Consider the following 25,950-nt stretch of genomic DNA (forward strand, 5'->3'; position numbering starts at 1 on the left):
TTACTGCTACAGTTTCGAGAGCGACTGCACCACACCCAACCCGGCATTCTCACGCTAGCAGCGCCAGTGTGACGATACAATAGAGATGTCATACCGGGAACCCAACACGGACACAGGATGCAACGGATCACGATCACCATCGAAGACGAGCTGCTCGCCGAGATCGACGCGGCTGCGGAAACCCGCGGCTATCAGAACCGCTCCGAGATCATTCGTGATCTCGCCCGCGCCGGGCTGCAACAGAGCGCCGAGGACGCTGCCCCTTCAGGCCAGTGCGTCGCCGCGCTGGTCTATGTCTACGATCACGCCGCGCGGGATCTGTCGAAACGGCTGATCCAGAATTTCCACGGCCACCACGATCTTTCGCTGGCGACGCTGCACGTCCATCTCGATGACGACTCTTGCATGGAGGTCACGGCGCTGAAGGGAGGGAGCGGCGAAGTCCGGCATTTTGCCGATCACATCATCGCCGAGCGCGGCGTGCGCTATGGCCGCGTGGTGATGATCCCGACGGCATCAGACAAGAAGCCGAAGGCGCGCAAGCACGGCCATCGCTACGACTAGGCCGATCCGCGCCTCGAGACGCCAGAAATGATGGCGTAGAGGCAAGAACGCGTAGCCCGGATGGAGCGAAGCGAAATCCGGGAACACTCTCCGAGGATCCACAGATCCCGGATTGCGCGGAGCCTGTCATCGGGCGCGCATTCGCGCGACCCGTTGGCTTCATCCGGGCTACGAAACCGCACTACCTGTCGGAGCGGCCGATCACGGCCATCAGCTCGGCAATCTTTTCGCGCTGGTCGGCCTTGTTGCCGCTGGTGATGGCGTGTTCGACGCAATGCGACACGTGATCCCGCAGCACCTCCTCCTCGACGCGGCGAAGTGCGGCTCGCACCGCCGATATCTGCGTGACGATATCGATGCAATAGCGGTCCTCGTCGACCATTTTTGAGAGGCCGCGGACCTGGCCTTCGATCCGGCTGAGGCGCTTTTGACAGGAAGCCTTGATGTCTTTTCGCATGCGGCCTATATACCCCCGTAGGGTATAGGTTACAAGCGCCGGAGACGTGATGAACGAGGCCAGCAAGAACGCTGACAAAAGCGGCGGTGCGGCGAGCAGCGCCTGTTGCGGCGGCCACGGTCACGCCGGCCACAGCCATCACGCCCACACTGGTGCAACCGTGCGCGACCCCGTCTGCGGCATGACCGTAAATCCCGCGACCAGCAAGCACCACTTCGACTATCGCGGCGAGACCTTTCATTTCTGCTCGGCCGGCTGCCGCACAAAATTCGCCGCCGACCCCGTCGCTTATCTCGAGAAAGACAGCCGGCCGAAGGCCGCGGTGCCGGAAGGCACGATCTACACCTGCCCGATGCATCCCGAGATCCAGCAGGTCGGCCCGGGAAGCTGCCCGATCTGCGGCATGGCGCTGGAGCCTGAGGTCGCGAGCCTCGATGCGCCGCCGAATCCGGAACTCGCTGACATGACGCGCCGCTTCTGGATCGGCCTCGTGCTCGCGATGCCGGCGGTTGTGCTGGAAATGGGCGGGCATCTCGTCGGCGGCCATGGCTGGGTCGATCCGACGCTGTCGAACTGGATCCAGTTCGCCTTCGCGACGCCCGTCGTGCTCTGGGCCGGCTGGCCGTTCTTCGTGCGCGGCTGGCAGTCGCTCGTCACGCGCCATCTCAACATGTTCACGCTGATCGCGATGGGCACCGGCGTGGCCTATCTCTACAGCGTCATCGGCACGGTCGCCCCTGGCGTTTTCCCGGCCACCTTCCGCGGCCATGGCGGCGCGGTCGCGGTCTACTTCGAAGCCGCCGCGGTCATCACCGTACTCGTGCTGCTCGGCCAGGTGCTCGAACTCCGCGCCCGCGAGGCGACATCCGGCGCAATCAAAGCCCTGCTTCAGCTCGCGCCGAAAACCGCGCGCCGGATCGGCGATGACGGCGCCGATCACGAGGTGGAAATTGACGCGCTTGCGGTCGGCGATCATCTGCGGGTGCGGCCGGGCGAAAAGGTGCCGGTGGACGGCATCATCCTCGAAGGCCGCTCCTCGCTCGATGAATCGCTGGTGACCGGCGAGTCCATGCCCGTCACCAAGGAGCCCGGCAGCAAGGTCATCGCTGGCACGCTCAACCAGTCCGGTGGCTTCATCATGCGCGCCGACAAGGTCGGACGCGACACGCTGCTGTCCCAGATCGTCAAGATGGTCGCCGACGCGCAGCGTTCGCGCGCGCCGATCCAGCGGTTGGCCGATCGGGTTTCCGGCTGGTTCGTGCCGATCGTTATCGTCGTGGCGCTGATCGCGTTCGGCGCCTGGGCCTGGTTTGGACCCGAACCGCGCATGGCGTTTGGCCTCGTCGCCGCCGTCAGCGTGCTCATCATCGCCTGCCCCTGTGCGCTCGGCCTCGCCACGCCGATGTCGATTATGGTCGGCGTCGGGCGCGGCGCGCAGGCCGGCGTGCTGATCAAGAACGCCGAAGCGCTGGAGCGCATGGAGAAGGTCGACACGCTGGTGGTCGACAAGACGGGCACGCTGACCGAAGGCAAGCCGAAGGTGGTCGCTATCGTTCCGGCAAGCGGATTTAACGAGACCGATATTCTGCGGCTGGCTGCGACCGTCGAGCGGGCGAGCGAACACCCGTTGGCAGATGCCATCGTGCGAACGGCCAGGGAACGCAATCTCGATCTTGGCAACGTCGAAGAGTTCGACTCGCCGACCGGCAAGGGTGCGACCGGCAAGGTCGACGGCAAGACCATCGTTCTCGGTAATGCAAACTTCCTGCGGTCGCTCGGTATCGAAAACGGCTCGCTCGATGAACAGGGCGAACGTTTGCGCGGCGATGGCGCGACCGTGATCAACATGGCGGTCGACGGCAAGCTGGCGGGATTGTTTGCCATCGCCGACCCCGTGAAGGCGTCAACGCCAGACGCGCTGAAAGCGCTGGAGGCCGAGGGCATCAAGGTCATCATGCTCACGGGCGACAACAGGACCACGGCGAACGCCGTCGCGCGCAGCCTTGGCATCACCGACATCGAGGCGGAAGTGCTGCCCGATCAGAAGAGCGCGGTGGTCGCAAAACTGCAGAAGGCCGGACGGATCGTCGCGATGGCCGGCGACGGCATCAACGACGCCCCGGCGCTCGCCGCCGCCGAAGTCGGCATCGCCATGGGAACCGGTACCGATGTCGCGATGGAGAGCGCCGGGATTACGCTGCTGAAGGGTGACCTCACCGGCATCGTCCGTGCCCGACGGCTCTCGCAGGCCACCATGCGCAACATCCGCCAGAACCTGTTCTTCGCCTTCATCTACAACGCCGCCGGCATCCCGATCGCCGCAGGCATTCTCTATCCCGCGTTCGGATTGCTGCTGTCGCCGATCATCGCCGCGGCGGCGATGGCGCTGTCTTCGGTGAGCGTCGTCGGCAATGCACTGCGGCTGCGGGTGACGCGGCTTTAGTGCCGAGGGCGTTCCCCGGATGCAGTGCAGCGCGCCGCTCTTGCGGCGTGGTGCGCTGCTGAGCCGGGGTCCACGTCGCAGTGGGTCCCGGCTCTGCGGAGCAGCGTTTCCGGACGATGCTACGCATCGCCTAGGCTGCACCGCGTCCGGGACACAAGGGGGCATCAACGCCGGCTGACTCAGTAAACTCTCATCACGCCGCCCTCGCCGCCCCGCCCGGCAATCCGGCGCGCGCAAGCCCACCATACAGCGCCTCGTCAGGCATTTCCGATTTCAGGATTCCGCGCACCGCGATCAGCTTCTCGATATCGATCCCAGTCTTGAATCCCTTGCTCTCGCACAGGAACACCAGATCCTCGAACACGACGTTCCCGGTCGCGCCCGGCGCGAACGGGCAGCCGCCGAGACCACCGAGCGATCCGTCGAGCACGCGCGCGCCGGCATCGAGCGCGGCGGAGGCGTTCGCAATCCCCATCCCTCTGGTGTCGTGCAGGTGAATGCAGATCGGCTTGGTGCCTGCGATCTTCACCGCGGCCGCGGTCAATTCCCCGACCTGCTTCGGTCCGGCATAACCAACCGTGTCGGCGATCGCGACCATGTCGACGCCGGCCTCGAACAGCTTTTCCGTCAGCCGCAGCACTTCGTTCGGATCGACTTGCCCTACGATCGAGCAGCCCAGCGCCATCGAGATCGCGGAATTCACCACCGGCTTGTGTGCGCTGGCGTCGCGCAGCTCACAAAGCCGCCGGACGTTGGCAATGGCTGACTCGCGCGAGCGGTTGGCATTGGCCTGGCTGTGCTCTTCCGTGGCCGAGACCACACTCGCCACTTCGGCGACGCCGGAGGCCAGCGCCTCGTTGACGCCGCGCTCGTTCAGCGTCAGCGCGATGCCGTAGGCACCGGGCAGCGAGGCCACGGTCCCGATGATGTCGCGCACGTCGGCGAATTGCGGAAACGTCTTTGCGGGCAGGAACGAGCCGACCTCGAAATGCCGTACCCCGGCAGCATATTCGTCGCGGATCCAGCGCTGCTTCGCTTCCGTAGACGGAAATGTCTTCACGAGCTGCAGGCCATCGCGTAGCCCCACCTCGCGCAGAATGATTTTGCTGTCGGGATAGAGTTCCTGGACGCGGGTCATGGCAACCTCTTGTTTTTGTCGGCAGTCTTGTTTCCCCGGGGGCCAGCAGGCTCTTGTGGAAACCCTTGTCGAAACCCTCGGGGGTATCTACCTCTCGCAAGGGCTTTTTCACAAGAGGCAAGACCGCCATGTTGGACGCCGCCGTCAAGGCGATTTCGCAGATCCTGTCGCCGCCGATGCGCACCATCCTGTGGCGCTCGATCGGGCTGGCGCTGGTGCTGGTTGCGGTGCTGGCCATCGGCCTGCAGCGCGCGTTGAGCTGGTTCGCCGAATACGGCGAAGTCTGGGCGGAGGCGATGCTCGGGCCGGGCTTCCACACGACGCTCAACATCCTTTCCTGGATCATCTCGATCGCGGCCGGGCTCGGTGTCGTCCTCGGCGGCATTTTCCTGATGCCGGCGGTCACCTCGCTGATCGCGAGCGTATTCGTCGACGACGTCGCCGAGCATGTCGAGCGCGAACATTATCCGGCGGAGCGCCCCGGCGACGCGCTGCCGCTCGGCGTTTCGATTCCCGAGGGCATCAAGACGGCGCTGCTGACGATCCTGGTCTATCTGATCGCGCTGCCCTTCGTGCTGTTCGCGGGTGCAGGCTTCATCATTTTCTTTGTCGCCACCGCCTGGCTGCTCGGCCGTGAATATTTCGAACTCGCGGCGATGCGCTTCCGCTCACCCGCGGAAGCCAAGGCGATGCGCAAGGACAATGCCGCCACCGTGTTCACCGCGGGCCTGTTCATCGCGGCCTTCGTATCGATCCCGATCGTCAATCTGGCGACGCCGTTGTTCGGCATGGCCTTCATGGTCCACATGCACAAACGCCTCTCCGGCCCGAGGCCTGAGCTGATCGAGCCGGCGCGGAAAACGGGAATGCCGGTGGCGTAAAGCCAAAGCTGCCAATCCCGTCATTGCCTGCGACAAACGCGAAGTGTTTGCGCAAGGGAGCGAAGCGACGAAGCAATCCATCTATCCCCGTGCGGAAAGGTGGATTGCTTCGCTGCGCTCGCAATGACGGCGTTAGGTTCTCGCCCCTACACCGTCTTTTCCGGCCAGCGGCAGAGATCGTTGATCAAACACACTTCGCAGCGCGGCTTGCGCGCCAGGCAGGTGTAGCGCCCGTGCAGGATCAGCCAGTGATGGGCGTGCAGCATGAACTCGGACGGGATCACCCTTTCCAGCCCCAGCTCGACCTCGAGCACGTTATTGCCCGGCGCGAGCCCCGTGCGGTTGCCAACCCGAAACACATGAGTATCCACCGCCATGGTGTGTTCGCCATAGGCCATGTTGAGCACGACGTTCGCGGTCTTGCGCCCGGCGCCGGGCAGCGTCTCGATCTCGGCCCGGGTGCGCGGCACCTCGCCGCCGAACTCGGCGATCAGTTTTTCCGACAGCGCGATGACGTTCCTGGCCTTGTTGCGATAGAGCCCGATGGTCTTGATGTACTCGCGTACTTTCTCTTCGCCGAGCTCAAGCATCTTCTCCGGCGTATCGGCCACCGCAAACAGCGCGCGCGTCGCCTTGTTGACGCCGGCATCCGTAGCCTGCGCCGACAGCACCACGGCGACCAGCAGCGTATAGGGGTTGAGATGCTCGAGCTCGCCCTTCGGCTCCGGATTGGCTTTACGAAACCGGCTGAACGCCTCGTGGACCTCGGCCGGTGTCCAGGGCTTTGGCTTTAGAGGCTTTGGCTTTAGAGGCTTTGTCTTCGGTGACCTCTTCGCCGCCGGCTTGGGCGACGACTTGACGGCCTTCTTTGCCACCTTCTTCGGCATGGACGGAGCGCCCGATTTTCTGGCGCTGACAGAGCGGATGATTTTGGCCATGATCCGGATATACTGATACGCGATGACCGCAGGCAACGACTTTGATCCGGCACTTGACCAGCCGACGCTGTTTTCGGCGCGGGTGACGCCGCATCGCTCGCTCAACCCCACCGGCTTTTTGGTGCTGATGATTTTCATCAGCGCAGTCAGCTTTGTCGCCGGCATCGCATTCTTGCTGATGGGCGCCTGGCCGGTTTTGGGGTTTTTCGGCCTCGATGTGCTGGTGATCTACTGGGCGTTCCGGATCAATTTTCGCAGCGCTGATGCCATAGAAGACATCGTGATGACGCCGTCGGAATTGCGCGTGCGGCGCGTCAGCCACCGCGGCCATCTGATCGAATGGTCGTTCAATCCGCTCTGGGTGCAGCTCGAACAGACCGGCGATCCCGAATTCGGCATCGAGCGGCTTTATCTGGTCTCCCGCGGCCGCCGGGTCTCAATCGCCCACTTTCTTGGGCCAGATGAAAAGGCCAGCTTTGCCAAAGCCTTACTGGCCGCATTGCAGACCGCCAAGCGCGGTATCACCTACAATCCGGTCACTTAAGGCTTTCTTTTTTGACGCGTTTTCTACCGCAGATAAGTCTACGCAATCTGCGTAAACTTGATTGCTATGCGAACCGGTTCCCACCCCCGGATCAAGTCCGAGGGCATGCTTCGCTCGAAAACGCTACGTTGGCTTATCGGAAATCGGGTGGTTTGGACCGCGCATGAGCCCTAAATCAGACCCCATGATGATATCAGCCATACAGGACCAGCGCCTGGCCAAGCCGGGCCACCAGGCCGCCGCGCTGCGCGACTACGATTCGGTGCGCCGCGCCATCGCCTTCATCTCCGAGCACTGGCGCACGCAGCCGACCATCGAGGCGATGGCGGACGCCGCCGCCGTGACGCCGGATGAACTGCACCATCTGTTCCGACGCTGGGCTTCGCTCACGCCAAAGGCCTTCATGCAGGCGCTGACGCTGGATCACGCCAAGGGCCTCTTGCGCGATTCCGCCAGCGTGCTCGATGCCGCGCTCGACTCAGGGCTATCGGGCCCGGGCCGGCTGCATGATCTGTTCGTCACCCATGAAGCGATGTCGCCCGGCGAATGGAAGAACGGCGGCGCCGGCATGACGCTGCGCTACGGTTTCCACGCTTGCCCCTTCGGCACCGCGATCGTGATCGCGAGCGACCGAGGGCTGGCGGGGCTGGCCTTCGCCGATCCCGACGAGGAGTCGACGGCGTTTGCCGACATGAAGCGGCGCTGGCCGAATGCCACCTATGTCGAGGACCACGACGGCACGACAGCTCTCGCGCAGCGCATCTTCGATACACGGCTGTGGCGGCCGGACCAGCCGCTGCGCGTGGTGCTGATCGGCACCGATTTCGAGGTGCGGGTGTGGGAGACGCTGTTGAAAATCCCGATGGGCCGCGCGGTCTGCTATTCCGACATCGCCAACAAGATCCAAAGCCCGAAGGCCTCGCGCGCCGTCGGCGCCGCCGTCGGCCGGAATCCCGTGTCGTTCGTGGTGCCCTGCCACCGTGCGCTCGGCAAGGGTGGCGCACTGACCGGCTATCACTGGGGCATCACGCGCAAGCAGGCGATGCTCGGCTGGGAAGCGGGTCAGGTGGGATTGCATTAGAAATGTAGGGTGGGCAAAGGAGCGTTAGCGACGTACCCACCATCTATCCGCAGCAATCGTCGTGAATGGTGGGCACGCTTCGCTTTGCCCACCCTACGAATTCAACTCACGCCGCCAGATCGACCTTCGTCGCGACAGTCGAATCCGCATTCAGCCGATAGATCACCGGTACGCCGGTTGCGAGCTCGCGCTTCAATATCTGCTCGGGCGTCAGCTTCTCCAGCACCATGATCAGCGCGCGCAGCGAGTTGCCATGGGCGGCGACCAGCGTGCGCTGTCCGCGCAGCACGCCGGGCAAAATCTCCTGCACGTAATAGGGCAGCGCGCGCGCCAGCGTATCCTTCAGGCTTTCGCCGCCGGGCGGCGGCACATCGTAGGAGCGGCGCCAGACCAGCACCTGGTCCTCGCCCCATTTCTTGCGGGCGTCATCCTTGTTGAGTCCGGAGAGATCGCCGTAATCGCGTTCGTTGAGCGCGAGATCCTTCGTCGTCGGCAGCCCGGTCTGCCCGATCTCGGCGAGCATCAGTTTCAGCGTATGCTGGGCCCGCGTCAGGTCCGAGGTAAAGGCAACGTCGAACGTCAGGCCCTGCGCCTTCAATTTGCGGCCGGCCTCCTTGGCCTCAGTGATGCCCTGCTCGGTGAGATCAGGATCTTTCCAGCCCGTGAACAGGTTCTTCAGATTCCATTCGCTCTGCCCGTGACGCACGAGCACAAGAAGACGTTCGCTCATTGAGAGGATTTTCCGTTGTTCGATTCTAGAAGTCGGCGAGCCCCAGCACGTCGGTCATCGTATAGAAGCCGGGCGTCTTGCCCCGCGCCCACAGTGCCGCCTTGACGGCTCCCTGGGCAAACATCGTCCGGTCCTCGGCACGGTGGGTCAGTTCGATGCGCTCCATGGCACCGGCGAAGATCACGCTGTGATCGCCAACAACGGTGCCGCCGCGTAGCGCGGCAAAGCCGATGTCGCCGGGACGGCGCGCTCCGGTCTCGCCGTCGCGGCCACGCGCCGAATGGGTATAGAGATCGACGCCGCGACCGGCCGCGGCAGCCTCGCCCAGCATCAAGGCCGTGCCCGACGGTGCGTCGATCTTGGCCTTGTGATGCATTTCGAGAATCTCGATATCGAAACTCTGGTCGAGCGATTGCGCGACCCGCTTCACCAGCGCCGCCAGCAGGTTGACGCCGAGGCTCATATTGCCTGATTGCACGACTACGGCGCGCGAAGTAACGCTCTTGATCACGGCCATGTCGGACACCGACAGCCCGGTGGTTCCGACAATGTGCACGAGGCCGCGTTCGGCGGCGATCGCGACATTGGCGATGGTGGCAGCCGGTACGGTGAAATCGAGAATGCCGTCGGCATTGGCCGACAGCGTCCACAAGTCGGCCGAAAGTTTGACGCCATTCTCCGGCAGGCCGGCAAGCACGCCGGCATCCTTGCCCAGCAGTTCCGATCCCGGCGCTTCCAGCGCGCCGGCCAGCACCGCGCCCGGCGTTTCCGAAATGACGCGCACCAGCGCGCGGCCCATCCGGCCGCCGGCCCCCGCAACGATCAATCGCATATCGGCCATGGCTTTACCTCTGAACGGGGTATAGCCGGGGCAGGCGATTACGGCAACTTCCCGTCAGGTAACGGGTCGGCGCCTCCGGACAGCCCTCAGGGCTGCGGCCCATCATAGCCTTCGATGATGATGAGATCGGCGACCGAATGCGGCTGCCGCACCTTGATGTTTTCCTGGTATTCCGGCGAGTGGTAGCAAGCCAGCGCTGTCTCATAGTCGGGAAATTCGATCACCACATTGCGTGAGCGGCTTTGGCCTTCGATGGCGGTGAATTTGCCGGCGCGCACGACGAAGCGCCCGCCGAATTTCTTGAAGATGGCCGGGTTGGCCGCCGCATAGGGCTTGTAGCCTTCGTCATTGTGCACGTCGACGCGCGCGATCCAGTATCCCTTGGCCATCTCACTCTCCCGTTTCTTGTCTCGCTGGTTTCACTACGTCAGAGCCTGCTTGATTTCCGCCTGAATGGCATCCGCCGCCGCCCTGGGATCGGCGGCTTCCGTCACGGGACGTCCGACCACCAGATAGTCGGCGCCGGCAGCGATGGCACGCGCCGGCGTCATGATGCGCTTCTGGTCGCCGGTCGCGGCCCCCGCAGGCCGGATGCCGGGCGTCACCAGATTCATCTGGTGGCCGACGATCTTGCGCAGCGCCGCGGCCTCTTCCGGCGAGCTGACGAGGCCGTCGACGCCGAGCACCTGCGCCTGCTGCGCGCGTGCTTCCACCAGGTCGGAGACGTTGAGCCGATAGCCGGCGGCATGGAGATCGCCGTCATCATAAGACGTCAGCACCGTGACGGCGAGAATCTTCAGGCCCGATCCGGCGCGCGCCTCGACCGCGGCCTTCATGGTTTGCGGATAGGCATGCACGGTGAGGAAGGTCGCGCCGAGTTTTGCTACGCTCTCGACGCCGCGCGCCACCGTGTTGCCGATGTCGTGCAGCTTGAGATCGACGAAAACCTTCTTGCCTGATTTCGCCAATTGCTGCGCCAGCGGCAATCCGCCGGCATAGGCGAGTTGGTAGCCGATCTTGTAGAAGCTCACGCTGTCGCCGAGCCGCGCAATCATCGCTTCCGCCTCGGCCACCCCGGGCAAATCGAGCGCGACGATCAGGCGGTCCTTCGGCGCGATTACGGCTGGCTGCATGTCACCTCACATCATGCGTTGGGAAACGTCGATCAACTGCCGCACCAGCGCTTTCAGCGCCTCGGCATCAGCAGAATTCTTCAATCGGTCCATCTCGTCATAGGCATCGTCGGCAAATGACAGTGCGAACTGGTTCGGGATCACCTGGGCATGGCAGGCCGACAGGATCAGCCGCAGCGCCGCCAGCGCGCGAGAGCCGCCGAGTCGCCCGCCGGAAGCGGAGGCGATCGCAAACACCCGCTCGCGAAACACCTGCCCGCGGGTCTCGTGCACATCCTGCACCCGGCTCACCCAGTCGATGGTGTTTTTCACCAGCGCCGGCACCGAGGAATTGTATTCCGGCGTCACGATCAGCACGCCATGATGGGCCGCCATCATGCGCTTCAGATTGACCGCATGCTTCGGCACGCCGGACTTCGCCTGCAGGTCGCCGTCATAGATCGGCAGCGGAAAATCGCCGAGCGATATCCGGGTGATTTCGGCGCCTTCCCGCGCCAGCGCATGCGCGGCAACCGCCGCCAGCTTCGCATTGAGCGAACCTGATCGTAGCGATCCCGGGATCACGAGGATTTTCAGTGCGGACATATGTCAGAAATCGCGTTCAGGACGAACCCGCGCGACAGCGCAGGGGAGCTCAGCCCTTGCGATACACCCAGACCCGCGCGGGCGGAAGGTTCATCCAGATCCGCTCGGAGGCTTCTGTGGACACGCCCGGCAGCGATTTCGGGATCGGCGGCGCGACCGAATAGGTGAATTGCACGAAGGGGGCGCCGGGCGCGAGCGCTGTGAAGGCGTCGCGGATCAGTTTCAGGCGCGTCAGCATCGGTTTGGTCACCAGCGGCAGGCCGGAGACCACGGCGGAAGCCGGCACGTCCAGCACGTCCTTGAGCGAGGAGCGTAGCGCGTAGGCGTCGCCCTGCACCACCTTGGCCAGCGGATAGCGGTCGCGCAGCAGTGCGCAGAAGCCCGGATTATACTCGACCAGCACGAGCCGCCTTTGATCGACGCCATGTTCGATCAGTGCGTTGGTGATCGCACCGGTCCCGGGCCCAAGTTCGACGACCGGCCCTTTCGCGTCGACGTCGACATATTCCGCCATGGTCCGGGCAAGCAATTTGCTCGACGGCATCACCGCGCCCATGTGCAGCGGCTTTTCGATCCATGAACGAAGGAAGCGAACCTCATCATCGAGACGAGGCTTCTTCAACGCACGCACGGACGATTGCAAAGGCATGTCGCTACCAGGCGGGGGCCCCGCAAGAAGGCAGGGGATGTCAGAAAACGGTCATAAACACGTATAGGTCGACGGGGACATGGTCAAGCCAAACGGTAATGCGTCGGCCGCGCCAAAGTGCCCGGGACGCAGCAATAAGACACTGTGCAAGCTGAATGAATCATGACTGCGAGGGCAAGAAACTGCGCTTCGCTCAACTCGCGTTCGCGCGGGTCAGGAGCCCGCGCGGTTGCCGAAGAAGTCCTTGACCTTGGTGAAGAAGCCCGCCGCTTCCGGCTGGGTGGCGCCGGACGACAGTTTTTCGAACTCGGATAGCAATTCCTGCTGCTTCTTGGTCAGATTCTGCGGCGTTTCGACCATGACCTGGACATACATGTCGCCGGTCTGGCGCGAGCGGAGCACCGGCATGCCTTTTGATGCAATGCGGAAACGGCGGCCGGACTGCGTCCCGGCCGGCACTTTCACCTTGGTCTTGCCCTTGTCGATGGTCGGAACCTCGAATTCGCCGCCAAGCGCGGCTGCGACCATCGAGATCGGAACCCGGCAATGCAAATCGGCGCCGTCGCGCTGGAAGAATTCGTGCGTCGCAAGCGACAGGAAAATATAGAGGTCGCCGGGCGGCCCGCCGCGGACGCCGGCCTCGCCCTCGCCGGCCAGACGAATGCGGGTGCCGTCCTCGACGCCCTGCGGAATGTTGACCGACAGCGTGCGGTCGCGCGTCACCCGTCCCGACCCTGCGCAGTTCGGACAGGCGTCCTCGATCATCTGGCCGCGGCCCTGACAGCCGGGGCAGGTCCGCTCCAGCGTGAAGAAGCCCTGGGCCTGCCGCACCCGGCCCGCGCCACCGCACATCGAGCAGGTCTTCGGCTTGGTGCCGGCCTTGGCGCCGGTGCCCGAACAGGGCTCACAGGTGACCGAGACGGGAATCTCGATCTGCGCGGTCTTGCCCTGAAAAGCCTCTTCCAGCGTGATTTCCATGTTGTAGCGCAGGTCGGCGCCGCGCTCGCGTCCACCGCTGCGCCGCTGGCCGGCCATGCCGAACAGGTCTTCGAAAATATCGGAGAATGACGAGGCGAAGCCGGCGCCGAACCCGGGACCGCCGCCGCCCATGCCCTGCTCGAACGCGGCATGGCCATAGCGGTCATAGGCGGCGCGCTTCTCGCCGTCTTTCAGGACCTCGTAGGCTTCGTTGATTTCCTTGAAGCGGACTTCGCTGGAGGCATCGCCCGGATTCTTGTCCGGATGCCATTTCATCGCGAGCTTGCGGAACGCCGCCTTGAGCTTGCCGTCGTCCGCGTTCCGTTCGACTTCCAGGGTTTCGTAATAGCAGCGCTTGGTGGACATCAGTCAAACCCGCCCGAAGTTCGTCTTCACGCCGAAGGGTGCTTCTCGCAAGAAGGGTGCTTCTCGAAAGATGCAGCCATCGGCTTAACGAAAAATGACCCCCACCCCTGGGAACGCAAGCCGCGCGCTCTTTAGGATGAGGGTCATGATCGAAAGCCCGCTTACGCCGACTTCTTGTTGTTCTTGTCGTCGTCGACCTCGGTGAACTCCGCGTCGACCACGTCATCCTTGGCAGCGTCGCGCTTGGCGTCCGCCTCGGCCTGCTGCTTGTACATGGCCTCGCCGAGCTTCATCGAAGCCTGCGCCACGGTGTTGGTCTTGGCCTTGATGGCCTCGGCGTCGTCGCCCTTCAGCGCTTCCTTCAGATCGCTGACGGCGTCCTCGATGGCGCGGCGCTCGCTCTCCTCGACCTTCGAACCGTGTTCGGCCAGCGCCTTCTCGGTGGAATGCACCAGCGCGTCGGCATGGTTCTTGGCGTCGACCGCTTCGCGGCGCTTCTTGTCCTCGGCCGCATTGGCCTCGGCGTCCTTGACCATCTTCTGGATGTCGGCTTCCGACAGGCCGCCGGATGCCTGAATCCGGATCTGCTGCTCCTTGCCGGTCGCCTTGTCCTTGGCGGAGACGTTGACGATGCCGTTGGCGTCGATGTCGAAGGTAACCTCGATCTGCGGCATGCCGCGCGGCGACGGCGGAATGCCCATCAGGTCGAACTGGCCGAGCACCTTGTTGTCGGCCGCCATTTCGCGCTCGCCCTGGAAGACGCGGATGGTGACGGCGTTCTGGTTGTCCTCGGCGGTCGAGAACACCTGGCTCTTCTTGGTCGGGATCGTGGTGTTGCGGTCGATGATGCGGGTGAACACGCCACCCAGCGTCTCGATGCCCAGCGAAAGCGGGGTCACGTCGAGCAGCAGCACGTCCTTGACGTCGCCCTGCAGCACGCCAGCTTGAATGGCCGCGCCGATGGCGACGACTTCGTCCGGGTTGACGCCCTTGTGCGGCTCCTTGCCGAACAACTGCTTCACGACTTCCTGGACCTTCGGCATGCGGGTCATGCCGCCGACCAGCACCACTTCGCCGATTTCGGCGGCGGTGAGGCCTGCATCCTTCAGCGCCTTGCGGCAGGGCTCGATGGTCTTCTGGACGAGATCGTCGACGAGGGCCTCGAACTTGGCGCGCGTCAGCTTCATCGTCAGATGCTTCGGCCCGGTCTGGTCCGCCGTAATGAAGGGCAGGTTGATTTCGGTCTGCGTGGTCGAAGACAATTCGATCTTGGCCTTTTCGGCGGCCTCTTTCAGGCGCTGGAGGGCAAGCTTGTCGTTGCGCAGGTTGATACCCTGCTCCTTCTGGAACTCGTCCGCGAGGTAGCTGACGAGGCGCATGTCGAAGTCTTCACCGCCGAGGAAGGTGTCGCCGTTGGTGGACTTCACCTCGAACACGCCGTCGCCGATTTCAAGAATGGAGACGTCGAAGGTGCCGCCGCCGAGGTCGTACACCGCGATCGTGCCGGATTTCGTTTTGTCGAGACCGTAGGCCAGCGCTGCCGCCGTCGGCTCGTTGATGATGCGCAGCACTTCGAGGCCGGCGATCTTGCCGGCGTCCTTGGTGGCCTGGCGCTGCGCGTCGTTAAAGTAGGCGGGAACCGTGATGACGGCCTGCTCGACCTTCTGGCCGAGATGGGCTTCCGCGGTCTCCTTCATCTTCTGCAGGATGAAGGCGGAGACCTGCGAAGGCGAATAGGTTTTGCCGTCGGCTTCGACCCAGGCGTCGCCGTTCGATGCCTTGACGATCTTGTAGGGGACGAGCTTCTTGTCCTTCTCGACCATCGGGTCGTCATAGCGGCGGCCGATCAGGCGCTTCACTGCGAAGAACGTACGCTCGGGATTGGTCACCGCCTGACGCTTGGCGGGCTGGCCGACGAGGCGCTCGCCATCATCGGTGACGGCAACGATCGAAGGCGTCGTGCGCATGCCTTCCGCGTTCTCGATGACTTTTGCAGTCTTGCCATCCATTACGGCGACGCACGAATTCGTGGTGCCGAGATCGATCCCAATGACCTTTCCCATGGTCCTCATATCCTTCTTGTTGCGGCAGGTTGGCTGGGCCCTGGACGGCGCACCTAACCGAACCCCCAACGATCAAATACTCGCGATATTGCGACGGTGAGCCTCATATAGGAGGGGGGGTCGGGCCTGCAAGGACCGAACGCAAGCTTAGGGTCTGAAAAGGCTGACGTTTGAAAGATTGTGTCAGCCCGGGGCGGGGGCGCATCAGTGCCTGGAGTGGTGTTAAGAAATCGGCAAGGCCGCTCCTCGCCCGCACTGCGCAGCAATGCGGGCATCCTCCGATCGAGGGCCCGGCCGCCGCGGATGGGGGAGCGGTATTTGGCCGCTGGAAGCGCCCCAAAAAGAGCCCGGATGCTGGGCAAAATCCCGCAAAATGGCCGACATATCGGAACGTAACGGTGGAACGGACGCCTACCCTGCCCTGTTGCTGGGACATCAAAACCGCTAAAAGCGGGCCGAGTGGAACGACCCCTGTCGTGCCCCAAGGCTCCAAGATTGGCTCCAAGATTCCACTAGAAATTCCTAGCTGCATCGTCGGACCACTGAACGGCCCCATGCAAACCCGGTAGATCCTCCATGAAGCTCCTTCGATATTTCGCTGCGGTTGCCCTGATCGTCGCCACCAATTCTACCGTATTCTCTTCCGCATTCGCCGCCGACCCGGTCTTCCCGCCGGGCGCCAGGGTCGGCATGACGCCGCTCGTCGGCCTCAACAAGGCCAGAACGTTCATCGGATTCGAGACCGAAGACCAGGGCGTCAAGGTGCTGGTTACCGACCTGCCCGCCGAGGCCTATGGCGAGGTCGCCAATGCCTTCAAGGCCAACCCGGGCGGCACCGGCGGCATCAAGCCGGAGAGCATCGAGACCACGGCGGGACTCGCCTACTACACCGTCGAGAACGCCAAGGACGGCGCCACCAATGTGCGCCGTTATTCGATGATCCTGCCCGGCCCCACCTTCTCCGGCTATGTTGCCGTACAGGTGCCGGAGAACGCCGCCAGGATCTATACCGACGACGCCGTGCGCCAGATGTTCGCTTCCGCCGCGATCCGCGCCGAGGTTCCGGTCGAGGAGCAGCTCGGGCTGCTGCCGTTCAAGATGAGCGAGCTCTCCAGCTTCAAGAACGTCCGCACGCTGGCGCCGGGCGCGGCACTCATTCTCTCCGACAGCGACGAAAAGAAGGGTTTCGAGATCGCGCCCTTCATGATCATCGGCCTGATCGGCTCGACGGCGGCTTCGCCCGACGATCGCGGCCGCTTCGCCCAGCAGATCGCGACCACGATTCCCGGCGTGCGCGACGGCAGGATCACGATGTCGGAGCCGGTCCGCATCGATGGCCAGCCCGGCTACGAGACGCGGATCGACGCCACCAGCGGCAAGGACAATACGCCGGTTACGATCGTGCAATGGCTGCGGTTCGGCTCCCAGACCTCGATGCGCATCATCGGCTCTTCGCCGCGCGACGACTGGAGCAAGGCCTTTCCGCGCTTCCGCGCTGTCCGTGACGGGATCCACCCCCGAACCTGATTGCCGAAGAACCTGTAACCTCCTCGCGGAGTCCGGGATGTCCGATCTGGCGGCACCCTTCGCGTTCGAATTAGCCCGGCGTGCACCGTCACAACGCACGGCGGGCCTGATCTCGGGAATGACCGGTTACCGTGAAACGGCGCGGGGCCGGTTTTTCCAGCGCGAAACCGCAGGCCTGATAGTGCCGCTGATCATAAGCTTCGGCACGCCGTTTCTGATCGCGCTTGGACGCGAGCCCAATGCCGCGGACCAGCAGCCGAGTTTCGCCGCCGGGCTTCATGCCGGCCCGGTCTTTATCGAGTCTGACGGCGACGCCGAATGCGTGCAGCTCGATTTCACGCCGCTTGGCGCCTATCGCTTCTTTGGCGGCACTGTGGTCGATCTCGCCGCGCGCATGGTCGACATCGGCGACGTGCTGGGCCGCGAAGGCCGGCAGCTCCGCGAGCGGCTTGGCGCAACATGCGGCTGGCAAAACCGCTTCGATCTGATCGAGGATTTCGTGGCTGACCGCGCCAGCCATTTGCCCTCGCCCGAGATCGAATTCGCCTATCACCGCCTGGCGCGCACGTCGGGCGGTGCACGGATCACCGCACTCGCCAAGGAGATCGGCTGGAGCCGCAAGCACCTCGTCGATCGTTTCCGATCCGAAATCGGTCTCGCACCGAAGCCGATTGCCCGCATGATGCGCTTCCATCAGGCCTGCCGGCTTGCACGCAGTGGAACCGTGAGCGGCTGGGCCAGGATTGCGGCCGAAAGCGGCTACGCCGACCAGGCGCATCTCGCCCGCGAATTTTCAGCCCTTGCCGGCGAAACACCAACGGCCTGGGCCCGGCGGCTCGCATTGACCGACAGCCGTCTGGTGCGCCCGCTCGACGCGCTGGATGCTTAGAGCATGCGCCGGAAACGTGGATACCGGCTTAGGCCCAAGTCAGCCTAGGCCCAGGTCAGCGGATCAAGCTTGAGATAGAAGGCGAGCCGCGCCCTGTCCGGTGCCCGGATCCCAAGAGTATCGAACAGGATCGCGAAGGCCTGCGCTTCTTCCTCTCGCGACACCCAGCTTTCGCGTGCGTTGGCCACCATCAGTGTGAGATCGACGTAGCGATCCGCCGTTCCGAGGCGACCCAAATCGATCACGCCGGTGCATTGGAAGGTCTCCGGATCGATCATGATGTTCGGCATGCAGGCGTCGCCGTGACAGACCACGCGACCCGTCACCTCCTGCTCGAGCCGGATTGGCAATTCATCGGCGACCTTCGCCAGAAGCTCGGCCGCCGGAACGTTCCTGTCGTCCTCCGGCAGAAACGCGGGATTGACGGCATTGCGGGCGACGACATCCGCAGCACGACCGAACATGACCGCCAAGCCACGATCGAACGGACACCGGTCGGCCGCAAGCTCGTGGAGAGCTCCGATCTGTCGCGTGATCGACGGCCAGGCCTTGAGCAGATCGGCTCCCGAGAGCTCGCTCGCCGGAATGCCCGGGACAGTGGTCATTTCAAGGCATGAACCGTCCTCGGCTTCGCGCCAGTCAACAACCTCGGGGCTGGCGAAGCCCTGCCCCTTGAGCCAAGCGAGCCGATCGCGCTCGCCGACGAGGTCCGCTGAACGCTCAACCGGCGCAATCTTGGCGTAGACGAGGCCATCCTCCCGCCGGTAGACGCGATCGCCCGATTCTCCGGTCCTGACGGGTACCCAGTCAAAGCGCCGGTGATCCAGCAACGCGTAAGTCCAATCCAACTAAGACTCTCCCTCGACAGGTCGCTACTCCAGATGGATGCTTGGTGCATCTCCGACTCGCCTGCTGCGCCGTCGCTTCATCTCCAGCGCCCCTCGGTCCGGTAACAAATATTCAAGCCGACGCATCGCGCCTCGCGCATATTGGCCTCGGCAAGACAGTCAGCAAGGAGTTTCCCGTGACGAGTCAAACCGAAATCGAAGCGCAGCGCCTCTATCCGACGATGCGCTGTCGCGATGCCGAGGCGATGATCCGCTGGCTGAAAGACGTGATCGGCTTCACCGAGCGCATCGTCTACCGCAAGGGCGGCACGGTGCAACACGCCGAGCTTGCCTATGGGTCCTCGATCCTGATGCTCGGCCAGAGCCGCGACGGCGAATACGGCAAGCTGGTGGGTGACATCGGTGGCCGCCGCACGGACGCGCTCTACGTCGCCGTCGACGATCCGGACGCGCTGCACGCCAAGGTCAAGGCATCTGGCGCCAGGATCGAGATGGAGCTGCACGACACGGATTATGGCAGCCGCGACTTCGCCTGCCGGGACCCGGAAGGCAATCTCTGGAGCTTTGGCACGTACCGGCCGAAAGCAGACGATAAGCCGTAATAAATCCGGCTCAGTTCGTGACGTCGGCGGCGGGCGCGGCCTTCGCGCCACCCTTGGACACCGCGACCAGCGCGGGGCGCAGCACGCGCTCGCCGATCATGAAGCCGGCCTGCACGACCTGAACCACCGTCCCGGACGGAACGGACGGGTCGGGCACTTCGTACATCGCCTGCTGGAAGTTGGGATCGAACTTCTCGCCCGACGGATCGAACTTCTTGACGCCGTTCTTCTCCAGCGTGTTGAGCAGCGAACGCTCGGTCAGCTCCACGCCTTCGATGAAGGCCTTGATGCCGGGATCGGCGGTCTCCCTGGCCTCGGCCGGAATGGCGTCGAGCGCGCGCTGCAGATTGTCGGCGATATCGAGAATGTCGCGCGCGAAACCGGTGATGCCGTACATCTTGGAATCGGCAACCTCGCGCCTGGTGCGCTGGCGCAGGTTTTCCATTTCCGCCAGCGTGCGCAGCATCTTGTCGCGCGCCTCGGCCAGTTCCTTGGTCAGGGCTTCATTCGATCCTTCCTCGGGATCGTCCGGCATGATGTAGGGTTTTGAGACCACGGGCTCGCCGGTCTGGGCCGGTTTCACCGCATCATCACTCGGCCGGTTCGGATCGGTCATAAGACTGCCTTCTCAAAAAACGTATTGGGTTCGATGGGGATTTGCTGGGCGGGATATCGTGCTTTAGGGGCCGAAAATCAAGCACAACCAGCCCAGATTGGGGCCCTATTCGGGCGGATTAGCCGCCCAGCATCCGGCTGACGATCCGGGCGGCGTAATCCACCGTCGGAATCACCCTTGCATAGTTCAGCCGCGTCGGCCCGATCACGCCGAGAACGCCGACGATACGGCCCGCGGCGTCGCTATAGGGGGCGATGATGGTGGAGGAACCGGACAGCGAGAACAGCTTGTTCTCCGATCCGATGAAAATCCGCACGCCTTCGGCGCGCTCGGCCCGGCCCAACAGATCGATCACGCCGCGCTTGGTCTCGAGATCGTCGAACAGCGACTTGACGCGCTCGAGATCCTCCAGCGCGTGCAGGTCTTCCAGCAGATTGGCGTGCCCGCGCACGATCAGTTGCCGGTCGTCATTGTCGCCGCCGGACCAGCTTGCGATGCCGGCCGCGATCACCTTCTGCGTCAGCTGATCGAGTTCGACGCGGCTCTGCGTCAGCGCGGTTTCGAGCTCAAGCCGCGCTTCCGCAAGCGTCCGGCCGCGAATCCGCGAATTGAGGAAGTTTGTCGCTTCGGTCAGCGCGGACGAGGGAACGCCGGGCGGCAGTGCCAGCACGCGGTTTTCAACCTGGCCGTCTTCGCCGACCAGCACCACCAGCGCACGCTCCGGCTCGAGCCGGACGAATTCGATGTGTTTCAGCCGCGAATTGGATTTGGCTGTCAGCACCACGGCGGCGGCGCGGGTCAGGCCGGAGAGCCGCGTCAACGCTTCGCCGAGCGCCGCCTCGACCGATTGCGCGCGCCCGACGGAGGCGAGCTGGCTCTGGATCGATTCCCGTTCCGGTTCGGTAAGGTCTCCGATCTGCATCAGAGCGTCGACGAAGAACCGCAAGCCGAGTTCGGTAGGCAGCCGCCCGGCAGAGGTATGTGGCGCATAGATCAGCCCGAGGTGCTCGAGGTCCGACATCACGTTGCGGACGGAAGCCGGCGACAGCGGCACCGCGATCAGCCGCGAAATATTGCGCGAGCCGACGGGTTCGCCGGTCGCGAGATAACTCTCGACGATTTGACGAAAAATGTCGCGTGACCGCTCGTTGAGCTGGGCGAGCCCGGCATGCGGCGCGATCAGGCCAATCGGATCGTGGTGGGCCACTGTCAGCTCCCTGATAGCCCCTAATTTGTCGTTCCGGCGGGGCAATGACAAGCGTCCCTTTCTTCATGGCGTTCGAGCGGAGAAACTGGGTCAAAACATCATGAAACCGGGGCCAAAGGCCCTTGCCGCTGCGCACGCCCCCACCTACAAGCACCGCAAACGGTTTTTCGCTCGATTTCGAAAGGACTTCCCATGCGGCCAAGCCGCCGTGCGCCCGATCAGTTGCGCCCCGTGTCGCTGGAACGCGGCGTGGTTAAATATGCCGAAGGTTCCTGCATGGTGAAATTCGGCGACACCCACGTGCTGGTCACGGCTACGCTGGAAGAGCGGCTGCCACCCTGGCTGAAGGGCCAGGGCCGTGGCTGGGTCACCGCCGAATACGGCATGCTGCCGCGCGCCACCCTGGAGCGCACCCGCCGCGAGGCCGCCGCCGGCAAGCAGGGCGGGCGCACGGTCGAGATTCAGCGGCTGATCGGCCGTTCGCTGCGCGCAGCCGTCGATCTCGAAGCGCTCGGCGAGCGCCAGATCACGGTCGATTGCGACGTGATCCAGGCCGATGGCGGCACGCGCACCGCCTCGATCACCGGCGCCTGGGTGGCGCTGGCGGACTGCATCTCCTGGATGAAGAGCCGCAACATGATCAAGGCCAACGTGCTGCGCGACAATGTCGCCGCGATCTCCTGCGGCATCTATCAGGGCACGCCGGTGCTCGACCTCGATTATGCCGAGGATTCCGAGGCCGAGACCGACGCCAATTTCGTCATGACCGGCGACGGCCGCATCATCGAGGTGCAGGGCACTGCCGAGAAGACGCCATTTTCGCAGGACGAGTTCCTGGCGCTGATGGAACTGGCGCGCAAGGGTGTCGCGCGTCTGGTGGACTTGCAGAAAATGGCCGTCGCGTAGTCTGATCGCACATGCACCGTCGAATCACCGGCTCCCTCGTGATCGCGACCCACAATCCCGGCAAGCTCGCCGAGATGCGGGAATTGCTGGCGCCGCATGGCGTCGAGGCCGTTTCCGCGGGCGAATTGGGCCTCGGCGAGCCCGAGGAAACCGGCCAGACGTTTCGCGCCAATGCGGCGATCAAGGCGATCGCGGCCGCCCAGGCGACCCAACTGCCGGCCTTTGCCGACGATTCCGGCCTCGTGGTCGATGCGCTGGACGGCGCACCCGGCATCTACTCGGCGCGCTGGGCCGGCGAGGGCAAGGATTTCATGGCGGCGATGACGCGGATCGAGCGCCTGCTGCAGGAGCGCGGCGCGACCACGCCGGACAAGCGAAAGGCGCATTTCGTGTCCGCGCTATGCGTGGCCTGGCCGGACGGCCACCTCGAAGAGGTCGAGGCCCGCGCCGATGGAACTTTGGTATGGCCCCCGCGCGGCACCGCCGGATTCGGCTATGATCCGGCGTTCCAGCCCGACGGGCACGTCAGGACCTTTGGCGAGATGACCTCGATCGAGAAACACGGCCTGCCGCCGATCGGCCTCGGCCTGTCGCACCGCGCCCGCGCCTTCGTCAAACTGGCGGAGATCTGTCTTGGCTAGCGCCGAACGCCACTACCCGAAGCGAGAAGCTTTCGGCGTCTATGTGCACTGGCCGTTCTGCCTGTCGAAATGCCCGTATTGCGATTTCAACAGCCACGTCCGGCACGCGCCGATCGACGAAGAAAGATTTGCCCGTGCGTTTGCGCGCGAGATCGAGACCACGGCAGCGCGCGCGCCGGGACGCACCGTCACGTCGATCTTTCTCGGCGGCGGCACGCCCTCGCTGATGCAGCCGCAAACCGTGGGCGCCATCCTGGATTCGATCGGCAAACATTGGCGCGTCGCTGACAATGTCGAGGTGACGCTGGAGGCCAATCCGACCAGCGTCGAGGCGACACGGTTTCGCGGCTATCGCGCCGCCGGCGTTAACCGCGTCTCGCTCGGCGTGCAGGCGCTCGATGATGCCTCGCTGAAGGCGCTCGGACGATTGCACAGCGCGCGCGAAGCGCTGGACGCGGTCGCGATCGCGCGCACCGCGTTCGACCGCTACTCGTTCGATCTGATCTACGCCCGCCCCGACCAGACCCCGCAGATGTGGGCGGATGAACTGAAGCTCGCGATTTCGGAAGCCGCCGAACATCTCTCGCTCTACCAGCTCACGATCGAAGAAGGCACGCCGTTCTTCGGCCTGCATGCGGCGGGCAAATTGAAGACACCGGACGAGGCGGTTGCCCGCGCGCTCTACGATGTGACGCAGGAAGTCTGCGCGCATCAAGGCTTGCCGGCCTACGAGATTTCCAACCACGCGCGCGCAGGCGCCGAATGCCAGCACAATCTGGTCTACTGGCGCGGCGACGAATATGCCGGCATCGGCCCGGGCGCACATGGCCGCCTCGACATCGACGGTATCAGGCACGCGATCGCGACCGAAAAACGCCCTGAGGCCTGGCTGATGCGCGTCGAGGCCAACGGCCATGGCGTCGTGACCGACGATTTTCTCAACAGCGAAGAGCGTGCCGACGAATTCCTGCTGATGGGATTGCGGCTCGCCGAGGGCATCGATCCCAAACGCTATGCGGCCTTGTCCGGCCGCGCACTCGACCCGAGCCGGATCGCCGTGCTCCGCGAGGAAGGTGCCATCATCGTCGACGCCGACGGCAGGCTGCGCGTGACGAAGGATGGTTTTCCGGTGCTGGACGCGGTGGTTGCGGATCTCGCCGCGTAACGGGAATCCGTAACCCGGATGGAGCGAAGCGCAATCCGGGATCGGTTTATCCGCTTGCGCGACCATCCCGGGTTACGCTTCGCTCCACCCGGGCTACGCAACTGGCGGCGTAACGCTTTGATAATCCAACGCACAGGGATTTCGGGCGCTGTCTGACAGAGTGTGGTAGATCGGTTCCGATTGCCCCGCCGCTTGAATGACGATCGTGAACGAACGGACCATAACTCCCCCGATCCATGATCCCGAACTCGACCGCCGCGTCAAAGACGCCGGCGCGAGCAAGACGGTTTACGCCCTCGTCATGCCCGAAACCGAGGCCGCAAAGAACTTCATCCTCGGCAATGCCGTGGCCGGACCGGATGCGGCGCGCCGCCATCATCTCGAACAATTCCGCGACGCCTGGACCGGCAAGCAGTACGCCTCCCATGAAGCCTTTATCGAGCGCTGGATGGCGTGGGCGGCGCCGGTCGTTACGATCGATGCGGCTGGTTTCCCCTGGCGTTACCCGACCGCCGGCGGCAGCGAAGCGCTGTTTCATGTGATCACAGCCTACGGCAACCGCGCGCGCGGCGAGCGCTTCAATCCGGAAGTGCACGTCTTTGCCGGCGAGTATGAAGGCTACAAGGCCTATGCCGAAGCCTGCGGCATCGCCGTGGTCGAACATCCCCGCGCCGACTGGCAGGCCGTCGGCCGGACGCTGCCCGCAACCGCGCTGTTCTGCCTGAGCCAGCCGTCCGCAATCGACGGCAATGTGTGGCCCGAGGCCAACGAGTTTCTTTCTTTGCTTGCCGCTTCGAGCGAGCATCCCCGCGCATTGCTCGACGTCACCTATGTCGGCTCCATCGCCGAACCGCCGTCGATGCGGATCGCCGCCGACAGCCCATCCGTGCAGGCGCTGGCGTTCAGCCTGTCAAAACCGTTCGGGGTTTATTACGACCGTATCGGCGGCGTCTTGTGCCGCCAAGCGATGCCGACCCTGTTCGGCAATCAATGGTTCAAGAACCTGACATCGCTGCAGCTAGGCCAGGCGCTGCTCGAACGTCACGACGTGTTCGATCTGCCGCGCCGTTACAGGCCCATTCAGCGCGAAGCCGTCGCGCGCGTCGGCCGCAATCTTGGTCTCATGCTGTCGCCGTGCGATGTGAACGTGCTGGCGCAGGCGGACGCTCACGCGACCACCGATCGCGCACTCGCCGCATTCCTGTGCCGGCCGGCCGGCGATCTCAATGCACCGCTCAGGCTCTGCCTGACGCCGACCATGGCCGAAATGATCGGCACGGCCGGGCCGATCGCTATTCCCGGAGTCACGCCGTGAAGAACCCGATCATCCTGACCAGCCGTGATGAGATTCACCGGCACGTGCACGGGCTGTGGCGCAGCGCGCCGATCAGCGCCTCGCATGCCGAAGGCGGTTTCATTCACGACATCGTCGAACAGTTCGCGAGCCTGCCACGGCTGTTCTGCGACTCGACCGAGGACCGGCTGGAGCGTGCGCACTTCTGCTCGTGGTGGGGCGTCACCATGAATCGAACCTACGACAATCCGGCGATCGAGGACCTCTATCGCCTGCACGAGATGTTCCACGCGGCCTTCATGCCCTATTTCCCCGGCATCGGCTTCGACGCCTTCCACCGCAAGATGGAAGACAACGAGCTGAAGGCCAGCGTCTGTTCGGAGATCAGGGTCTACTTCGAGCTGCCGCATTTGCGCGAGATCGCCTTTCCGTATCCGATCTACGCCGACCGTTTCCTGTCCGATGCGTCGATGCAGACGCTCTGGCACAAGAACAAGCCGGTCGCGATCGAGACGCTGCAGGAAGCGCGGCGCGACGTGATGTTTTCCAAGCCCGAGCACGAGATGGATCTGACGGAACGCTGGATCCGCCGCTTCGCGCTGCAGAACCGTCAATGGTCGACCTGCTGGTACGACCGCTACGGCGAGATCGAGCAGCACATGTTCGAATTTCAGATCCGCGCGTTGCAGGGCGACCGCTCAGGCGCCATCCAATACCACGCCGCATGGATCGAGGCGCAGGCCGGTCAGGACGGGGAGGATCACATCCCCTACCGTCAGGAAGCTGCGCTGTTCGCCAACATCTACTGGAGCAACCGCCGGCGTTACGAAGCCGAATTCGCGACCGCGACAAAGGCCGGATAAC

27 protein-coding genes are annotated in these 25,950 nt (G+C 64.0%); 13 read left to right on the forward strand and 14 right to left on the reverse strand.

Annotated features, from left to right (window positions below):
* Positions 1 to 117: 117 nt before the first annotated feature.
* Positions 118 to 564: a nickel-responsive transcriptional regulator NikR gene (gene nikR / locus KIP88_RS12120; RefSeq protein ID WP_214488145.1), complete on the forward strand. Its 447-nt coding sequence runs from the start codon at positions 118 to 120 to the stop codon at positions 562 to 564.
* Between the two features lie 181 nt (positions 565 to 745).
* Here nikR and KIP88_RS12125 read toward each other — a convergent pair whose 3' ends face one another.
* The gene (locus tag KIP88_RS12125) at positions 746 to 1,021 is read right to left on the reverse strand and encodes a metal-sensitive transcriptional regulator (protein WP_027540012.1); all 276 of its coding nucleotides are present in this window, start codon (positions 1,019 to 1,021) and stop codon (positions 746 to 748) included.
* A gap of 49 nt (positions 1,022 to 1,070) precedes the next feature.
* On the opposite strand from KIP88_RS12125, the gene KIP88_RS12130 reads away from it, so the two are divergent.
* On the forward strand, positions 1,071 to 3,464 hold the full coding sequence (locus KIP88_RS12130; protein ID WP_214488146.1) for a heavy metal translocating P-type ATPase: 2,394 nt from the start codon (positions 1,071 to 1,073) through the stop codon (positions 3,462 to 3,464).
* Positions 3,465 to 3,657: 193 nt separating this feature from the next.
* On the opposite strand, the gene KIP88_RS12135 is transcribed toward KIP88_RS12130, so the two are convergent.
* Positions 3,658 to 4,602 (reverse strand): hydroxymethylglutaryl-CoA lyase, encoded by a 945-nt coding sequence (locus KIP88_RS12135; protein WP_214488147.1) that lies wholly within the window; start codon positions 4,600 to 4,602, stop codon positions 3,658 to 3,660.
* A 128-nt stretch (positions 4,603 to 4,730) separates the two neighbouring features.
* On the opposite strand from KIP88_RS12135, the gene KIP88_RS12140 reads away from it, so the two are divergent.
* Positions 4,731 to 5,483 carry a sulfate transporter family protein gene (locus tag KIP88_RS12140; protein ID WP_214488148.1) on the forward strand — a complete coding sequence of 251 codons (753 nt, stop codon included), beginning with the start codon at positions 4,731 to 4,733 and terminating at the stop codon, positions 5,481 to 5,483.
* Between the two features lie 146 nt (positions 5,484 to 5,629).
* On the opposite strand, the gene nth is transcribed toward KIP88_RS12140, so the two are convergent.
* Positions 5,630 to 6,421 (reverse strand): endonuclease III, encoded by a 792-nt coding sequence (gene nth / locus KIP88_RS12145; protein WP_214488416.1) that lies wholly within the window; start codon positions 6,419 to 6,421, stop codon positions 5,630 to 5,632.
* 22 nt (positions 6,422 to 6,443) lie between these two features.
* Here nth and KIP88_RS12150 point away from each other — a divergent pair, with 22 nt between their 5' ends.
* Together KIP88_RS12150 and KIP88_RS12155 are read left to right on the forward strand one after the other, a co-directional pair.
* Positions 6,444 to 6,965 (forward strand): DUF2244 domain-containing protein, encoded by a 522-nt coding sequence (locus tag KIP88_RS12150; RefSeq protein ID WP_214488149.1) that lies wholly within the window; start codon positions 6,444 to 6,446, stop codon positions 6,963 to 6,965.
* Between the two features lie 184 nt (positions 6,966 to 7,149).
* Positions 7,150 to 8,046 (forward strand): bifunctional helix-turn-helix domain-containing protein/methylated-DNA--[protein]-cysteine S-methyltransferase, encoded by an 897-nt coding sequence (locus KIP88_RS12155; RefSeq protein ID WP_214488417.1) that lies wholly within the window; start codon positions 7,150 to 7,152, stop codon positions 8,044 to 8,046.
* A 106-nt stretch (positions 8,047 to 8,152) separates the two neighbouring features.
* Here the strand turns inward: KIP88_RS12155 and KIP88_RS12160 are convergent, their stop codons facing one another.
* The 8 genes from KIP88_RS12160 to dnaK all read right to left on the reverse strand — a co-directional run bounded on the left by KIP88_RS12160 (position 8,153) and on the right by dnaK (position 15,391).
* Positions 8,153 to 8,776 (reverse strand): 2,3-bisphosphoglycerate-dependent phosphoglycerate mutase, encoded by a 624-nt coding sequence (locus tag KIP88_RS12160; RefSeq protein WP_108520010.1) that lies wholly within the window; start codon positions 8,774 to 8,776, stop codon positions 8,153 to 8,155.
* Positions 8,777 to 8,801: 25 nt separating this feature from the next.
* Complete coding sequence (gene dapB / locus KIP88_RS12165) at positions 8,802 to 9,617, reverse strand: 4-hydroxy-tetrahydrodipicolinate reductase (protein ID WP_214488150.1); 816 nt, start codon at positions 9,615 to 9,617, stop codon at positions 8,802 to 8,804.
* Between the two features lie 86 nt (positions 9,618 to 9,703).
* Positions 9,704 to 10,006 carry a DUF1330 domain-containing protein gene (locus KIP88_RS12170; RefSeq protein ID WP_214488151.1) on the reverse strand — a complete coding sequence of 101 codons (303 nt, stop codon included), beginning with the start codon at positions 10,004 to 10,006 and terminating at the stop codon, positions 9,704 to 9,706.
* A 33-nt stretch (positions 10,007 to 10,039) separates the two neighbouring features.
* Positions 10,040 to 10,750, reverse strand: coding sequence for an orotidine-5'-phosphate decarboxylase (gene pyrF, locus KIP88_RS12175; protein ID WP_214488152.1), 711 nt, complete (start codon positions 10,748 to 10,750; stop codon positions 10,040 to 10,042).
* 6 nt (positions 10,751 to 10,756) lie between these two features.
* Complete coding sequence (locus tag KIP88_RS12180) at positions 10,757 to 11,335, reverse strand: NADPH-dependent FMN reductase (RefSeq protein WP_214488153.1); 579 nt, start codon at positions 11,333 to 11,335, stop codon at positions 10,757 to 10,759.
* A gap of 49 nt (positions 11,336 to 11,384) precedes the next feature.
* On the reverse strand, positions 11,385 to 11,984 hold the full coding sequence (locus KIP88_RS12185) for a class I SAM-dependent methyltransferase (RefSeq protein ID WP_214488154.1): 600 nt from the start codon (positions 11,982 to 11,984) through the stop codon (positions 11,385 to 11,387).
* Between the two features lie 213 nt (positions 11,985 to 12,197).
* Positions 12,198 to 13,328, reverse strand: a complete 1,131-nt coding sequence (gene dnaJ / locus KIP88_RS12190; RefSeq protein ID WP_214488155.1) for a molecular chaperone DnaJ — start codon at positions 13,326 to 13,328, stop codon at positions 12,198 to 12,200.
* A gap of 161 nt (positions 13,329 to 13,489) precedes the next feature.
* Positions 13,490 to 15,391, reverse strand: coding sequence for a molecular chaperone DnaK (gene dnaK / locus KIP88_RS12195; protein WP_214488156.1), 1,902 nt, complete (start codon positions 15,389 to 15,391; stop codon positions 13,490 to 13,492).
* 576 nt (positions 15,392 to 15,967) lie between these two features.
* Here dnaK and KIP88_RS12200 point away from each other — a divergent pair.
* Complete coding sequence (locus KIP88_RS12200) at positions 15,968 to 16,918, forward strand: hypothetical protein (RefSeq protein ID WP_249790731.1); 951 nt, start codon at positions 15,968 to 15,970, stop codon at positions 16,916 to 16,918.
* 37 nt (positions 16,919 to 16,955) lie between these two features.
* Positions 16,956 to 17,807, forward strand: coding sequence for an AraC family transcriptional regulator (locus KIP88_RS12205; RefSeq protein WP_214488157.1), 852 nt, complete (start codon positions 16,956 to 16,958; stop codon positions 17,805 to 17,807).
* Positions 17,808 to 17,851: 44 nt separating this feature from the next.
* Here KIP88_RS12205 and KIP88_RS12210 read toward each other — a convergent pair whose 3' ends face one another.
* The gene (locus tag KIP88_RS12210; protein WP_214488158.1) at positions 17,852 to 18,655 is read right to left on the reverse strand and encodes an APH(3'') family aminoglycoside O-phosphotransferase; all 804 of its coding nucleotides are present in this window, start codon (positions 18,653 to 18,655) and stop codon (positions 17,852 to 17,854) included.
* Positions 18,656 to 18,831: 176 nt separating this feature from the next.
* Between KIP88_RS12210 and KIP88_RS12215 the strand changes: the two genes are divergently transcribed.
* On the forward strand, positions 18,832 to 19,257 hold the full coding sequence (locus KIP88_RS12215; protein WP_308163540.1) for a VOC family protein: 426 nt from the start codon (positions 18,832 to 18,834) through the stop codon (positions 19,255 to 19,257).
* Between the two features lie 10 nt (positions 19,258 to 19,267).
* Here the strand turns inward: KIP88_RS12215 and grpE are convergent, their stop codons facing one another.
* Together grpE and hrcA are read right to left on the reverse strand one after the other, a co-directional pair.
* A complete protein-coding gene (grpE, locus tag KIP88_RS12220) occupies positions 19,268 to 19,873 on the reverse strand; it encodes a nucleotide exchange factor GrpE (RefSeq protein ID WP_214488159.1) in 606 nt (201 codons plus the stop codon).
* A 118-nt stretch (positions 19,874 to 19,991) separates the two neighbouring features.
* Positions 19,992 to 21,080 carry a heat-inducible transcriptional repressor HrcA gene (gene hrcA / locus KIP88_RS12225; protein WP_214488160.1) on the reverse strand — a complete coding sequence of 363 codons (1,089 nt, stop codon included), beginning with the start codon at positions 21,078 to 21,080 and terminating at the stop codon, positions 19,992 to 19,994.
* A 192-nt stretch (positions 21,081 to 21,272) separates the two neighbouring features.
* Between hrcA and rph the strand changes: the two genes are divergently transcribed.
* The 5 genes from rph (at position 21,273) to KIP88_RS12250 (ending at position 25,949) form a co-directional block, all read left to right on the forward strand.
* Positions 21,273 to 21,986, forward strand: coding sequence for a ribonuclease PH (gene rph, locus KIP88_RS12230; RefSeq protein ID WP_214488161.1), 714 nt, complete (start codon positions 21,273 to 21,275; stop codon positions 21,984 to 21,986).
* Positions 21,987 to 21,997: 11 nt separating this feature from the next.
* A complete protein-coding gene (gene rdgB, locus KIP88_RS12235) occupies positions 21,998 to 22,627 on the forward strand; it encodes an RdgB/HAM1 family non-canonical purine NTP pyrophosphatase (RefSeq protein ID WP_214488162.1) in 630 nt (209 codons plus the stop codon).
* A complete protein-coding gene (gene hemW / locus KIP88_RS12240; protein ID WP_214488163.1) occupies positions 22,620 to 23,792 on the forward strand; it encodes a radical SAM family heme chaperone HemW in 1,173 nt (390 codons plus the stop codon). Before rdgB ends, hemW begins: the two co-directional genes overlap by 8 nt.
* A 205-nt stretch (positions 23,793 to 23,997) precedes the next feature.
* Positions 23,998 to 25,107 carry an aminotransferase class I/II-fold pyridoxal phosphate-dependent enzyme gene (locus KIP88_RS12245; protein WP_214488164.1) on the forward strand — a complete coding sequence of 370 codons (1,110 nt, stop codon included), beginning with the start codon at positions 23,998 to 24,000 and terminating at the stop codon, positions 25,105 to 25,107.
* The gene (locus KIP88_RS12250; protein ID WP_214488165.1) at positions 25,104 to 25,949 is read left to right on the forward strand and encodes a hypothetical protein; all 846 of its coding nucleotides are present in this window, start codon (positions 25,104 to 25,106) and stop codon (positions 25,947 to 25,949) included. Before KIP88_RS12245 ends, KIP88_RS12250 begins: the two co-directional genes overlap by 4 nt.
* The last annotated feature ends 1 nt before the right edge of the window (position 25,950 follow it).

The organism is Bradyrhizobium sp. SRL28 (genome assembly GCF_018596315.1).
GTDB lineage: Bacteria > Pseudomonadota > Alphaproteobacteria > Rhizobiales > Xanthobacteraceae > Bradyrhizobium.